The 14335-nt window shown below is 67.1% G+C and carries 12 protein-coding genes; 10 read left to right on the forward strand and 2 right to left on the reverse strand.

Features of this window, described 5'->3' with window-relative positions; all coding sequences use genetic code 11:
- The first annotated feature begins 1 nt into the window (after nt 1).
- Both GCN75_RS01565 and GCN75_RS01570 read left to right on the forward strand, forming a co-directional pair.
- A complete protein-coding gene (locus tag GCN75_RS01565; protein ID WP_152281037.1) occupies nt 2-2485 on the forward strand; it encodes a hypothetical protein in 2484 nt (827 codons plus the stop codon).
- Nucleotides 2482-3252: a S1 family peptidase gene (locus GCN75_RS01570; protein ID WP_152281038.1), complete on the forward strand. Its 771-nt coding sequence runs from the start codon at nt 2482-2484 to the stop codon at nt 3250-3252. The genes GCN75_RS01565 and GCN75_RS01570 overlap by 4 nt, the downstream gene beginning before the upstream one ends.
- A gap of 4 nt (nt 3253-3256) precedes the next feature.
- Here GCN75_RS01570 and GCN75_RS01575 read toward each other — a convergent pair whose 3' ends face one another.
- Both GCN75_RS01575 and GCN75_RS01580 read right to left on the reverse strand, forming a co-directional pair.
- Entirely contained in the window at nt 3257-4003 is a 747-nt protein-coding gene (locus tag GCN75_RS01575; RefSeq protein WP_152255691.1) for an N-acyl amino acid synthase FeeM domain-containing protein, read from the reverse strand.
- Between the two features lie 199 nt (nt 4004-4202).
- The gene (locus GCN75_RS01580; protein WP_152281039.1) at nt 4203-4826 is read right to left on the reverse strand and encodes an XrtA/PEP-CTERM system exopolysaccharide export protein; all 624 of its coding nucleotides are present in this window, start codon (nt 4824-4826) and stop codon (nt 4203-4205) included.
- Nucleotides 4827-5076: 250 nt separating this feature from the next.
- On the opposite strand from GCN75_RS01580, the gene GCN75_RS01585 reads away from it, so the two are divergent.
- The 8 genes from GCN75_RS01585 to xrtA all read left to right on the forward strand — a co-directional run.
- Nucleotides 5077-6606, forward strand: a complete 1530-nt coding sequence (locus GCN75_RS01585) for an XrtA system polysaccharide chain length determinant (protein WP_152281040.1) — start codon at nt 5077-5079, stop codon at nt 6604-6606.
- Nucleotides 6607-6625: 19 nt separating this feature from the next.
- Entirely contained in the window at nt 6626-7459 is an 834-nt protein-coding gene (locus GCN75_RS01590; RefSeq protein ID WP_152281041.1) for an XrtA-associated tyrosine autokinase, read from the forward strand.
- Complete coding sequence (locus tag GCN75_RS01595; protein WP_152281042.1) at nt 7443-8972, forward strand: TIGR03016 family PEP-CTERM system-associated outer membrane protein; 1530 nt, start codon at nt 7443-7445, stop codon at nt 8970-8972. The genes GCN75_RS01590 and GCN75_RS01595 overlap by 17 nt, the downstream gene beginning before the upstream one ends.
- A 12-nt stretch (nt 8973-8984) precedes the next feature.
- On the forward strand, nt 8985-10139 hold the full coding sequence (gene wecB / locus GCN75_RS01600; RefSeq protein WP_152281043.1) for a non-hydrolyzing UDP-N-acetylglucosamine 2-epimerase: 1155 nt from the start codon (nt 8985-8987) through the stop codon (nt 10137-10139).
- Entirely contained in the window at nt 10136-10990 is an 855-nt protein-coding gene (locus GCN75_RS01605; RefSeq protein WP_152281044.1) for an XrtA system polysaccharide deacetylase, read from the forward strand. The genes wecB and GCN75_RS01605 overlap by 4 nt, the downstream gene beginning before the upstream one ends.
- On the forward strand, nt 10990-12102 hold the full coding sequence (locus GCN75_RS01610) for a FemAB family XrtA/PEP-CTERM system-associated protein (RefSeq protein ID WP_152281075.1): 1113 nt from the start codon (nt 10990-10992) through the stop codon (nt 12100-12102). The genes GCN75_RS01605 and GCN75_RS01610 overlap by 1 nt, the downstream gene beginning before the upstream one ends.
- Nucleotides 12103-12117: 15 nt before the next feature.
- Nucleotides 12118-13407, forward strand: a complete 1290-nt coding sequence (locus tag GCN75_RS01615) for a TIGR03087 family PEP-CTERM/XrtA system glycosyltransferase (RefSeq protein WP_152281045.1) — start codon at nt 12118-12120, stop codon at nt 13405-13407.
- Nucleotides 13404-14335: exosortase A (gene xrtA, locus GCN75_RS01620; RefSeq protein WP_152281046.1), on the forward strand; the 932-nt coding region annotated here is incomplete at its 3' end. The genes GCN75_RS01615 and xrtA, both read left to right, overlap by 4 nt.

Raw genomic sequence — 14335 nt, forward strand, 5'->3', positions numbered from 1 at the left:
CATGGCGGCGCACGCGGCCCTGCCCGGCCTGGCGGCGCGGCTGCTGGCCCTGCTGGCGGGCGGCGCCTGCGCGCTGGCCTTGCGCCATTACCCGCTGGGCCACGGCTGGCCCGGCCTGCTGTTTGCCATCCTGCTGCCCGCCTACTTTCTGCTGCTGTGCTGGCGTCCCGCCTGCTGGCTGTTCTGTGTGCCCGCCTTGCTGCCCGTGCTTGACCTGGCGCCGTGGACGGGCTGGTTCTTTCTCGAAGAAATCGACGTGCTGCTGTTGCTGACGGTGGCGTGCGGTTACTGGCGCCTGGGCGCGGTGGACCAGCCCGCCGCGGCGCGGCTGTCGACCGCCGCCCGCGCCTGCCTGCTGCTGTGCAGCCTGGCCTGGCTGATCGCCGTGCTGCGCGGCGTGCTGCCGCTGGCGCCGCTGGACGCGAATGCCTGGGACAATTACCTGAGCCCGTACAACAGCTTGCGGCTGGGCAAAGCCTGGGCCTGGAGCATGCTGTTGCTGCCGCTGCTGCTGCGCGACGCAGACGCGCCCGCCTTGCGCCGCTACGCGCTGCCGGGCATGCTGGCGGGACTGGCCATGGTGTCGCTGTTCGCGCTGTGGGAGCGGGCCGCGTTTCCCGGCCTGCTGAACCTGTCCAGCGACTACCGCATCACGGCGCCGTTTTCCGCCATGCACACGGGCGGCGCGGCGCTCGACGGCTACCTGGCCCTGAGCCTGCCGTTTGCAGGACTGTGGCTGGCGCGCACGCGCAGCCGCTGGCAGGCGGCGCTGGCCTTGCTGCTGCTGGCACTGGCCCTGCACGCGGCCTTCACCACCTTTTCGCGGGGCCTGTACCTGGCATTGGCCGCAGCGGTGCTGCTGGCGTTTTGGCAAACCCTGCGCACGCCCCCCGGTACGCCACGGCACCCGCCCGGCCGGCTGCCCGTACGCAAACTCTTGCTGAGGCTATTGCTGGCCGGCCTGGGCACCGGCCTGCTCGTGTATATGTTTACCCTGGCTGGCTACCGGGGCTTGCTGGCCGCCGTGGTCCTGTTCGCGGCCAGTTTCGTGCTGGCGGCGCGGCCCCTGCCGTGGCGCCTGGCGCCGGCCAGCCTGTTGTGCGCGCTGTGCGTGCAGGGCTTGCTGGCCAGCTGGTGGCCGGACGGCACCAGCCTGCATGGCGCGGGCTGGCTGAAAGGGCCATATTTCCTGTTCCTGCTGGCCGCCGCGCTGCTGGCGTGCGCGCTGTGGCCGGGCAAGGCCGGTGGCAAGGGTCCGGGCAGGCTGGGCCTGGCGATGGTGGCATGGACCATGCTGGCATGCAATCTCGTCTGGATAGGCTGGCACTGGGCCGGCCCCCCGGCCCTGCTGCCGGCCGGCCTGGTCGTGCTGCTGGCCATGCTGATGCTGAGCAACGGGCGCGTGCATCCGCCGCTGTGGCGGCTGGACCGGGCCAGCCTCAGCATCGCGGGCGCGGCCGGCATCCTGCTGCTGCTGGCCATCCCCGTCTCGGCCAGCTATTACGCCACCGAACGCTTTGCCACCACCGCCTTCGACATGCAGGGCCGCTTGCGCCATTGGCGGCAAGTGCTGGCCATGCAGCCAGCGGACTGGAGCGACCGCCTGTTCGGCATGGGCATGGGCAGTTTTCCCGCCACGTACTACTGGCACAATCCGGGGCGCGAAGTGCCGGCCAGCATCGCGTATGCCGAAGAAGCCGGCAACCCCGGCAATCGCTACGTGCGCCTGGCCAGTCCCGGCTACAGCGCCGGCTATGGCGAACTGCTGCGGCTGCTGCAACGCCTGCCCGTGCAGCCCGCCACACGCTACACGCTGGCACTCGATGCGCGCCGGACGGGCCCCATGCCCGTGCTGCAGGTGCGCCTGTGCCAGCGGCAATTGCTGTATGCACAAGCTTGCGTCAATATCCCGCTGCGCCTGCATCCTGTGCCGACTGGCAGTCCCGTGGGGGCCTGGCAGCACTGGCAGCACTACGAGGTGCCGTTCGACAGCGCCTGGCTGGGCGGAGGTTCCTGGCTGCTGCGCCCGCCCGTGCAGCTGGAACTGGCGGCCAGCGGCACGGCCACCTCGTCCGTGGTCGAGGTCGACAATCTGAGCCTGCGCGCGCCCGGCGGCGAAGAACTGATCGCCAATGGACGCTTTACGCAGGCAAACAATTACTGGTTTTTCAGCAGCGACCACCATCACTTGCCGTGGCATATCAAGAGCCTGGCGCTGCATCTGCTGGTGGAAACGGGCTGGTGCGGTGCACTGTCGATGCTGGGCCTGCTGACCCTGGCGGGCCTGCGCCTGCTGCGCCGGGCCACGCGGGGCAACCAGGGCGCGCTGGCTTGCGCCGCCGCCCTGCTGGGTTTTCTCGTCGTGGGCCTGTTCGACAGCCTGCTCGACGTGCCGCGCATCGCCCTGCTGTGCTACCTGATGCTGCTGTGCGCGCTGCTGCAGCCCGTCCGCTCTCCTCCTGCCCTTGAAAGTGCGCCGCCATGAAAGCCTTGTCTTCCGCCCTGCTGTCCTGCCTGGTACTGGCCCTGGCCGGCCCGCCCTGCCGCGCCGACGACACCCTGGCGCAAACCATCGCGCGCGTGAAACCGTCCATCGTCGGCGTGGGCAGCCTGCAAAAGACGCGCACGCCGCCCATGAATTTCATCGGCACGGGTTTCGTGACGGGCGACGGCTTGAGCGTGCTCACCTGCGCCCATGTGATCCAGAAACTGCTCGACGCCAATCCCGACGAAGTGATCGGCATCCTCACGGGCCAGGGCGAGGTGGCGCAATTTCGCCCCGCCAAAGTCCAGGCGCTGGATACGGAACACGACCTGGCCTTGCTGCGCCTGGCAGGCGCGCCGCTGCCCGCCCTGGCGCTGGGCGACGCGGCCGCCGTGCGCGAAGGCCAGGCCATGGCCTTCACGGGTTTTCCCCTGGGCACCTTGCTGGGCTTGCACCACGTGACGCACCGCGCCACCGTGTCGTCGCTGACGCCCGTGGTCATGCCCAGTGAAAACGCGCAGCGCCTGGACCCGCGGCGCCTGGCGCAGCTGCAAAAGGCCCCGTACACCGTGTTCCAACTGGACGCGACGGCGTATCCGGGCAGCAGCGGCAGCCCCCTGTTCGATCCCGAGACCGGTCTCGTCTACGGCATCGTCAACATGGTGTACGTCAAGGGCCTGAAAGAGGCGGCCATCAGCGCGCCCAGCGGCATCACGTATGCGATACCGGGCAGCCACATGCAGGCGATCTTGCAGAAAAACAAATGAGTTGTCAGTTGCGCCCCTGCCTCAGCCGGTCCGTAATGCCGGGCTCATCCCATGTCGGAAAAAAAAAGGGGTAAAACGACCGTTCACCCCCATGCTGTTCCATCAAGCCGCCGTATTTGCGGATCTGGGCCCCCATGTAATCGAGGTCCAGTCGCAGCAGCACGGCCGGCGCCCCCACGCGCGTGCACTCTCGTTCGCCACCGAAGTCCTTGAAACCCAGCATGCGCTTGTAAAACACCACGTGACGGGGGTTGACTTCGATCACGTAATCAGTAAAGCCGTGAATATTATGGGCATAGATATAAGAAATATGAATCAGCGCTGCAAACACGCGCTTGCTGACGCCCTTGTCGATGGCCAGGCGCGACGGTTCGCACAGGCGCCGCCCCTCTTCGCGCAGCACGTCGAGCTTGTCGCGGAAGTTTTCGTCGGCGGGCAAGCCCGTCTCGTCGTTATCCAGGCACAGGGTCATGGTGCCGACGGTGCTGCCGGCCGTTTCCGCAAACAGGGTGATCTTATTGAGCGCATGCGCAATGCCGGGATCGACGGCATAGCCGCGCCAGCCGTACATCTTGCGGATCAGCAAACTCGCCGCTTCGCGCCGGCCACGCGAATTGGCCATGCGGATATGAAAGCGCTGCAGGTCGAGTTCGTGCTCCATGGCGGGATCGATCTGCCCCTCGCCCACCACCAGGTCGCTGAAATTGCCCGGCGTGTCGAAGGAAATAATGGGTTCATCGTCAAAGCTCATCTTGTCCTCACGTTCATCGGCCGCCGTCGAGACGGACTGAAGCCAATGCCTTGTGACAAGATAAAAACTGGAGAAGTTCCCACGCCAGGCAAAAAAAACAGAAGAAATACGCTATTTAATAGCAAAATTGCACGCTGAAATTTGCCCGCAAGTACAAAATGACAAACAAAAATGCTGTTTTGACAGGACTATTGCCGATTTAGAAAAAACTCTCCGGTATCAGCAACACGTCGCCGGGCCGCATCATGACGTTGGCGGAAATGTCGCCATGCTTGAGCAGGTCGTCCAGGCGCACGCCCAGCTGCTGCTGGCTGCCTTCGCGCATGCGGATGATGCTGGCCTTGTTGCCGGCGGCGAAGTCGGTGATGCCGCCCACGGCGATGAGCACGTCCATCAGCGACATGCCCAGCCGGTACGGCAGCGCCTGCGGCTTGGCGGCCTCGCCGATCACCCGGATCTGCTCGCTGTACGGTCCCGAAAAATTGGTGACGATGACCGTCACCACGGGCTGCTGGATGAACTTGCCCAACGCTTGCTCGATGTCGCGCGCCAGCTGGGTCGACGTCTTGCCGCTCGCTTCCAGGTCTTCCACCAGCGGCGTGGTGATCTTGCCGTCCGGCCGCACGGCCACCGTCAGCGACACTTCCGGATTGCGCCACACGATGATGTTGACGGAATCGCCCGGGCCGATCAGGTAGTCGTGCATGGGCGCGCTGTCGTCGGCGGGCGCCGGCGGATGGGGCGTGCGGCAGGCGCCCAGCAGGCTGGCGGCGCCCGCCAGGACCAGCGCGTGGCAGACAAATGCACGGCGAAACGGATTCATGCGGAGCCTCTTCGGGTCGATGGCGCGTCCATGGGCGGCCCCGCAGAACCAGCCTGAGCCGCGAACTTCCTATGATTATTAAAACCCGGCAAGTCAACCTTGAGGCGTATCAAGAAGCAATCATCTTGGGAAATCTTGCTCGACAGGGGTCCTATACTTTGCTTACTCAACAGGCAAGCATTTTTTACAAGACGCCTGTCCGCGCCGCCAAGCCCTCTGCCGTGCAGCACCGTCACTTGAAGGAAGCGACATGGAAGAATTGATACAGCAATTGCTTTCCGGCCTGAAAGGCATCTGGAAATACCGCTGGCATGCGGTGCTGGTGGCGTGGCTGGTGGCAATCGGCGGTTTCATCCGGGTGATCACCCTGCCGGACGACTTCCAGACGTCGGCGCGCGTGTTTGTCGATACGCAAACCATCCTCAAGCCGCTGATGGCCGGCATGACCAGCGTGCCGAATACGGAACAGCAGGTGGCCATCATGAGCCGTACCCTGCTCAGCCGCCCGAACGTGGAGCGCGTCATGCGCATGGTCGACCTGGACCTGGACTCGAAGACCGTGCGCGAGCACGAGGCCCAGCTCGACGACCTGATGAGCCGCATCAAGATCACGGGCACCAACGCCTACGACATCTACACCATCAGCTACAGCGGCCGCGACCCGAAGCTGGTGCGCGACGTGGTGCAAAGCCTGCTGACCATCTTTGTCGAAGGCAGCTTCCAGGGTAAAAAGGGGGACTCGCAGAAGGCCGTGCAGTTCATCGACGAGCAGATCAAGAATTACGAGGACAAGCTGAGCGCGGCGGAAAACCTGGTGAAGGAATTCAAGATCCGCAACAACCTGCTGCTGCCGCGCCAGGGCATCGACTATGGCAGCCAGCTGCTGATGTCGTCCGATAGCCTGAACAATGCCAAGCTGGAACTGGTCGAGGCGGAGCAGGCGCGCAAGGCCATCCAGAGCCAGATCGAGGGCGACGAACCCGTGCTCGACCTGGAACCGAACGCGTCGACCATCACGAATCCCGAACTCGACGAGCGCATCGCCTCGCTCAACAAGAACCTCGACAGCCTGCGCATGCAATTTACGGAATTGCATCCCGACATCATCGCCTCGAAGCGTCTCATTGCACAGCTGGAAGAACGCAAGATCGAGGAAAGCAAGCTGAAAACGGCGGCCGGCGACCCGGGCAAGAACTACAGCCCCATGCTGCAGCAGCTGAAGGTGGCGCTGACGGACGCGGATGCCAAGGTGGCCGCCATCCGCGCCCGCGTGCAGGAATACAACGCGCGCAACGAGCGCCTGCTGGCGCAAAGCAATGCCGTGCCCGAGGTGGAATCGCAGCTGGCGCAGCTGAACCGCGACTACATCATCAACAAGGAAAACTATGAAAAGCTGATCGGCCGGCGCGAAGCGGCCAAGCTGTCGGGCGAACTGAGCTCCACCACGGAGATGATGGCCTTCAAGATCATCGATCCTCCCACGGTGCAATATGCACCCGTGGGCCCGAACCGCCCGCTGCTGTTCAGCGCGGCGCTGGGTGCGGCCCTGGTGGCCGGCATCGCCACGGCCCTGCTGATCAGCCAGGTGCGCCCCACCTTCCTCAGCCCCGCCGAACTGCGCGATGCCACGGGCTTGAACGTGCTGGGCACGGTATCGATGAACTGGACGGCGCTGCAGCAGGTGCGCCGCCGCCGCGCCCGCTATGGCTTTGGCGCCTGCCTGGGCAGCCTGTTCGTACTGTACGGCGGGGTCATGACGGCCGCGCTGCTGAAATTCTAGCGCCACCACGGGAGCGACGATGAGCACCAAGGACAGCGGCAGGCAGGAACCCACCATCCTGGGCGTGGCCGAGGCCGGCGTGCCGTATGGCGCGGACCAGGCGGACGCCCAGGCCGAGGCGCTGAACCCCCGCTACCGGACCTTGAACCTGGCCCGGCTGGCGGAACAAGGCATGCTCACGCAGGATGGCGGGCGCAGCTCGGTGGCCGAGGATTTCCGCATCATCAAGCGCCCGCTGCTGCGCCAGGCCCGCGCCACCGGTGCCGACGCCATCCGCCACGGCAACCTGATCGTCGTCACCAGCGCCATGCCCGGCGAAGGCAAGACGTATTGCGCCGTCAACCTGGCCATGAGCATCGCCATGGAAATGGATATCACGGTGCTGCTGGTCGACGCCGACGTGGCGCGCCCGTCCGTGCTGAAAGTGCTGGGCCTGCCGCCGGAGCCGGGGCTGATGGACGTGCTGCTGGACCCGCAGCTGGCCATGGCGGACGTCATCCTGAAAACCAACGTGGCCAACCTGAGCATCCTGCCTGCCGGGCGCAGCAACAAGCATGCAACGGAATTGCTGGCCAGCCGGGCCATGAGCCGGCTGCTGGCCGAGATTGCCAGCCGCTATGCGGACCGCGTCGTCGTCTTCGACTCGCCGCCCCTGCTGATCACCAGCGAGGCGCACGCGCTGGTGGGACAGATGGGGCAAGTGGTGATGGTGGTCGAGGCGGAAACGACGACCCAGCACGCCGTCAAGGAAGCGCTGCGCCAGATCGAATCGTGCGAACACATTCATTTGATCTACAACAAGACCAAATCGTTCCCCGGCACCGACTACTACGGTTATGGCTATTACGATTAGCCGCCGCGCGCCGCGATCCGTCCCCTTGCTGCTGTCCCTGCTGCTGCCCGCGCCCGCCGGCGCCGTCGACTGGCTGGTGGTGCCGTCGCTGCGCCTGCGCGAAAGCTACACGGACAACGCCGTGCTGGCGCCGCAGGCGCAGGCCAGGTCCGACTTCATCACGGAAATCGCGCCCGCCCTGGCCCTGATCGGCAGCGGCCCCCGGCTGCAGGTGCACCTCGACTACAGCTGGCGCAAGTTCCACTACCTGCACCGGCCCGACACGGACACCCACCAGCTGCAGGCGTCCACCGAGGCGGAACTGGTCAAGGACTGGCTGCACGTCGAGGCACGCGCCGGCGTGAGCCGCCAGAATGTCTCGCCGTTCGGGCCGCAGATCATCGACGGACTGCCCGGTAGCGGCAACGAGAGCACGGTGCGCACCACCATGCTGAGCCCCTACCTGCGCCACCGTTTTCGCGCCCTGGGCACGGCCGAACTGCGCTACACGCGCAGCACGGTGGCCAGCGGCGGCGACCTGCTGGCCATGCACAGCGATGAAGTGCAGATGCTGCTCAGCGGCGAACCGCACGGCAACGGCTGGAGCTGGAACGCCAGCTACGACAGGCGCAATACGCAGAACAGCAAGCTGGCGCCGGAGCGCATGGAGCGCAGCAGCGTGGGCCTGCGCTACCCGTTCAGCAGCAAATGGGCGGCCACGGCCAGCGCGGGCACGGAAAAGGAAGGCTATGCCAGCAGCACGGGCAAGGCGCCGCAAGGCCGTTTCTGGTCCGTGGGCGGCGTCTGGACGCCGTCGCCGCGCACCAGCGTGGCCTTCAGCACGGGGCGGCGCTTCTTTGGCCAGACCTACAGCCTCGATGCCCACTTCCTGCAGCGGCATACGAACTGGTCGCTCAATTACAGCGAGAACATCACCACCATGCCCGCCCAGTACCTGCGCCTGGGCAATGCCGACGCAGCCAATCTGCTGGACCAGCTGTGGCGCGGCATCTTCCCCAACGCCATGCAGCGCCGCCTGCGCATCGACGCCTTCCTGCGCTATGCGAACGGGCTGGGCCCGGAACTGGGCGCCATCAATTACTTCAGCAACCGCTATTTCCTGCAAAAGCAGCTGAGCCTGACGGCGGCCCGCGCCACGGCGAAAAGCACGGTGATCGTCGCCGTCAACGCCGTCGACCGCACGGCGCAGACGGCCAGCGGCATCGACAGCGGCCTGCTGCCCGGCGTGGAATTCGGCAGCGAAGACCGCACGCGCCAGGTGGGCAGCAACGTGGGCTGGAGCTGGCAAGCGTCGTCGCGCACCAGCGTAAACGTCAATGCGGGCTACGCCAGCGTGCGCTCGCTGAGCGCCCCGCGACGCGACAACAACGTCACCGTCACGGCTGGCCTCAGCCGCACCTTGCAGCCGAAGATGACGGCCAGCATCGACCTGCGGCGCACCCAGCACAGCAGTACCCGGGGCGGCGGCTACCGCGAGAACGGCGTCAGCGCCACGCTCAACATGCAGTTCTAAGGAGGATGCAGCATGCCCATCTTGCCGCCAGCAACGCCCGCACACCTGCTGTGCGTGGTGGCCGCGCGCCCCAACCTGATGAAGATGGCGCCCATCCTGGCCGCCCTGGACCGCCAGGCGCCCGCCGTGCGCACGACCTTGTTGCACACTGGGCAACATTACGACACGGCCATGAACGGCCAGCTGTTTGCCGACCTGGACCTGCGCGCGCCCGACATCGCCCTCGATGTCGGCTCCGGCAACCACGCACAGCAGACGGCCGAGATCATGCGCCGCTTCGACGCCGTGCTGGACGCCTATCCGCCGCTGGCGCCCGATGGCGTCCTGGTGGTGGGCGACGTCAATTCCACGCTGGCGTGCGCGCTGGTGGCGGCCAAGCGGACCATCCCCGTGATCCACGTCGAGGCGGGCTTGCGCAGCGGCGACCGGCACATGCCCGAGGAAATCAACCGCGTGCTGACGGATCAATTGTCAAGCCTGCTGCTGACCAGCGAGGAAGGCGCGCGCGCCAACCTGCTGCGCGAAGGCATCGCACCCGAACGCATCCATTTCACGGGCAACGTCATGATCGACAGCCTGCGGCAGCAATTGCCCCGCGCCGCCGCGCCCGCCGCCACCTTGCGCGCCCACGGCCACGCCTGTCCGCCCGCGCATGGCCTGGTGACCCTGCACCGGCCGTCGAACGTGGATGACAAGGTGCAACTGGAAGCGCTGCTGCGGGCGCTGGGACAACTGGCGCGGCAGCTGCCGCTGCTGTTTCCCATCCACCCGCGCACGGCAGCCGGCCTGCGCCTGGCGGGCCTGGAAGCATTGCTGGCGCAACCGGGCATCGTCTGCCTGCCGCCGCTGGGCTATTTGGAAATGCTGGGCCTGATGCAGGGGGCGCGCCTGGTGCTGACGGATTCGGGCGGCATCCAGGAAGAAAGCACGGCCCTGGGCGTGCCCTGCCTGACCCTGCGCGCCAATACGGAGCGGCCCGTCACCGTCAGCGACGGCACGAATACGCTGGCCGGCACGGACCCGGCCGTCATCCTGGCGCTGGCGCGCGCCACCCTGGCAACGGGCGGCAAGCGTGGCCGCCTGCCCGCGCTGTGGGATGGCCACGCGGCCACGCGCATCGCCGCCGCCATCGCCGCCTGGCTGGCCGCACGCGGGGGCACGCCATGACGGCGCCGCCCGCGCTGTTGCGCAACGCGCTGACCATCGACGTGGAAGACTATTTCCAGGTATCCGCGTTTGCGCCGCACATCGCGCGCGCAGACTGGCCCCGCCTCGAATGCCGGGTCGAGGCAAATATCGAGCGCATCCTGCTGCTGCTCGAACGCCGGCGCATCCACGCCACCTTTTTTACGCTGGGCTGGATTGCCGAACGCTATCCGGCCATGCTGCGCCGCGTGGCCGGTGCGGGCCACGAAGTGGCCAGCCACGGCTATGCGCACCTGCGCGCCTGCGACCAGTCAGCCGCCCAATTTGCCGATGACGTGCGCCGCAGCAAGACCATCCTGGAACAGCTGACGGGGCTGCCCGTGCACGGCTACCGGGCGCCCAGTTTTTCCATCGGCGCGGCCAACCTGTGGGCCTTCGACGTGCTGCAGGAAGCGGGCTACCGCTACAGTTCCAGCATCTACCCGATCCGCCACGACCACTACGGCATGCCCGGCGCGCCCCGCTTCGCCTGGCATCCGCGGGGGCCGCTGGGCGTGCTGGAATTGCCCGTCAGCACCGTGCGCCTGCACGGACGCAACGTGCCGGCCGGCGGCGGCGGCTATTTTCGCCTGATGCCGTATGCACTGTCGCGCTGGCTTTTGCGGCGCATCAATTCGCGCGACGGGCAAGCTGGCATATTCTATTTTCATCCTTGGGAACTCGATCCCGGCCAGCCCCGCCCACCCGGCCTCAGCGCGAAGACGCGCTTTCGCCACTACCTGAACCTGGGGCGCATGGAAGCGCGGCTGGCGCGGCTGACGCGCGACTTCGCCTGGGACCGCATGGACCGTATTTTTCTGGAAAGCACATGATGCACGAGGCCAGCCCTCCCTTCGACCTCCCGGCGCTTGCGCCCGGCACCATGCCGCGCGCAAGCGCCATTGCCGTGCGCTCGCTGCAGGGGCATGAGCATGCGCGCTGGGATGCCTTTGTCGATGCTTGCCCCGAAGCCACCTTCTTTCACCGCGCCGGCTGGCAAACCATCATGGAACAGGGTTTCCGGCACGACAGCCATTTCCTGTACGCGGAACAGGACGGGCGCATCGCGGGCGTACTGCCGCTGGCCCACGTGCGCAGCCGCCTGTTCGGCTCTTCGCTCGTCTCGCTGCCGTTCTGCGTGTACGGCGGCATCGCCGGCGGCAGCGGGGACGTCCGGCAAGCCCTCGACGAGGCGGCGCAGGCGCTGGCCCGGCGCCTGGGCGTGGGACACCTGGAATACCGCTGGCGCGAGGAGAGAGAAGATGCACCGGACAAGGCACCGGCCCGCTGGCTGCGCAAGCCCCTGTACGCGACCTTCCGCCACACCCTGCATGCCGATGCCGAACAGAACCTGCTGGCCATTCCCCGCAAGCAGCGCGCCGTCGTGCGCAAGGCCATGGCGGCCGGCCTGCACAGCGCCATCGACCATGACCTCGAACGCTTCTACCCGATCTACGCGGCCAGCGTGCACCGGCTGGGCACGCCCGTCTTCGCGCGCCGTCATTTTGCCCTGCTGCGCGCCGTGTTCGGCGCCGATTGCGAGATCCTCACCGTGTACCACGGCCAGCAGGCGCAAGCGAGCGTGCTGCAGTTCTATTTCCGCGATGAAGTACTGCCCTATTACGGCGGCGGCAGCGTGCTGGCGCGCAGCACGGGCGCCAACGACTTCATGTACTGGGAGTCGATGCGCCGCGCCTGCGCGCGCGGCTGCCGCCTGTTCGATTTCGGCCGCAGCAAGCTGGGCACGGGCGCCTGCGACTTCAAGAAGAACTGGGGTTTCGCGCCGCAGCCGCTGCCGTATGCCTACAAGTTGGTGCGCGCCAGGGCACTACCGGAAGTCAACCCGCTCAATCCCAGGTACGCGCTGTTCATCCGCGCCTGGCGCCGCCTGCCGCTGCCGCTGGCCAACCTGCTGGGGCCGCATATCGTGCGGCAACTGGGCTAGGCATCCGGACACACCATGCGCGAACTGCTCTTCCTCGCCCACCGCCTGCCGTATCCGCCCAACAAGGGCGACAAGATACGTTCGTGGCACATGCTGCAATATCTGAGCCGGCATTTCCGCGTCCACCTGGGCTGCTTCATCGACGATGACGACGACTGGCAGCACGCGAAAACCGTGGCCGCCCTGTGCGCCAGCACGCGCTTCATCGGCCTGGGGCGCGGCGCGGCCCGCTGGCGCGCCATGCAGGCGCTGCTGTCGCGGCAAGCCATGAGCGTGCATTACTACCGCGATGCGCGCCTGCTGCAATGGGTCGACGGCTTGCTGTCGAGCGGCAAGGTGCGCCATGCGCTGGCCTTTTCCGGGCCCATGGCGCAATACATCGACGGCAGCGCGGGCCGCTCCCTGCACCGCGTGATCGATTTCGTCGATGTCGATTCCGACAAGTGGCGCCAGTACGGCGACAGCAAGCCGTGGCCCATGTCGCTGCTGTACCGGCGCGAGGCGCAGCTGCTGCTGCAGTACGAACGCCATATCGCCCAGCAGTTCACGGCCTCGAGCTTCGTCTCGCCCGCCGAAGCGGCCCTGTTCCGCCAGTGCGCACCGATGGCGCGGCGCAAGACGGGCCATGTGAATAACGGCGTGGACACGGCGTATTTCGCGCCCATGCCGGCCCAGCCCGCCGTGTATGCGCCCGGCGTGCAGGCGCTGGTATTTACGGGGGCCATGGATTACTGGCCCAATGTCGACGCCGTGCAATGGTTCGTGCGCCACGTGTGGCCCGCCCTGCGGCGCCAGTTTCCCCAGCTGCAGTTCTATATCGTCGGCAATGCGCCCGTGCCTGCCGTGACGGCGCTGGCCAGGGTCGCGGGCGTGGTGGTGACGGGCAAGGTGTCCGACATCCGGCCTTACCTGGCCGGCGCGGCGCTGGCCGTGGCCCCCCTGCGCATTGCCCGCGGCGTGCAGAACAAGGTGCTGGAAGCGATGGCCATGGGCAAGATCGTGCTGGCCACGCCGCAGGCGCTGGAAGGCATCGCCGCGCAGCCGGGCCTGGAACTGCTGCTGGCGCGCGACGACGCCGAATTCATCCACCATGCCGCGCGCGTGCTGCGCCAGGCCCAGGGCGGCGCAACCGAAGGCAGCGGCACAGCCATCGGCGCGGCGGCGCGCCAGCTGGTGTTGCAGGAGTACGACTGGGAACGCAACCTGCGCGGCCTGGGCGCCATGCTGGGCCTGCCTGCCGAAGCCGAAGCGGGTGGCAGCGGCGCGGCTGCAGCGCCGCTGCCCGTGCGGGAGCCATCCACATGAGCCTGCAGCTCGACAGCATCGCCCGCTTGCCGGACGCGGCCTTCCTGCCGTACGGCCATGGACCGCATCAGGCCGCCCGGGCCTTGCTGCTGCTGGCCCTGGCCGCCGTCGTGCTGCTGTACCACGCCACGTTCTGGTCGATGCTGGAATTGTGGTCCCGCTCGCAAACGTTCGCGCATGGCTTCTTGATCGTGCCCATCAGCTGCTGGCTGGCCTGGCGCCAGCGCGCCCGCCTGGCCGCGCTGGCGCTCCAGCCGACGTGGCAGGGCTTGCTGCTGCTGGGTGCGCTGGGCCTGGGCTGGCTGCTGGCCGATGCCGCCAACGTGCCCGTGGTGGAACAGTATGCGGCCACGGCCATGCTGCCCGCCTGCGTGCTGGCCATCCTGGGCTGGCCGGCCGTGCGCCTGCTGGCCTTCCCGCTCGCCTACCTGTTTCTCGCCGTGCCATTTGGCGAAGTCTTCCTGGAACCGCTGATCGACTTCACGGCCGCCTTCACGGTCACCGCGCTGCAATGGACAGGCGTGCCCGTATTTCGCGATGGCAGCAATTTCTCGCTGCCCACAGGCAACTGGTCGGTGGTGGAGGCGTGCAGCGGCTTGCGCTACCTGATCGCCGCGCTGGCCCTGGGCGCCCTGTACGCCCACGTGAACGTGCACAGCACGGGGCGGCGCCTGGCCGTCATGGCCGCCGCCCTGGTCGTGCCCATCGTGGCCAATGGCGTGCGCGCCTACCTGATCGTGATGCTGGGCCACCTGAGCAACATGCGCCTGGCCGTGGGCGTCGATCACCTGATCTACGGCTGGCTGTTCTTCGGCGTGGTGGCGCTGCTGCTGTTCTGGCTGGCCGCGCGCTGGCGCGAATTGCCGCCGGCGCGCGCCGCCCTGTCCACCCTGCCCGTGCGGCCCGGCGTCGGCACGGCAGGCACGCG

The sequence above is a fragment of the Janthinobacterium violaceinigrum genome, assembly GCF_009208555.1.
Taxonomy (GTDB): domain Bacteria; phylum Pseudomonadota; class Gammaproteobacteria; order Burkholderiales; family Burkholderiaceae_D; genus Janthinobacterium; species Janthinobacterium violaceinigrum.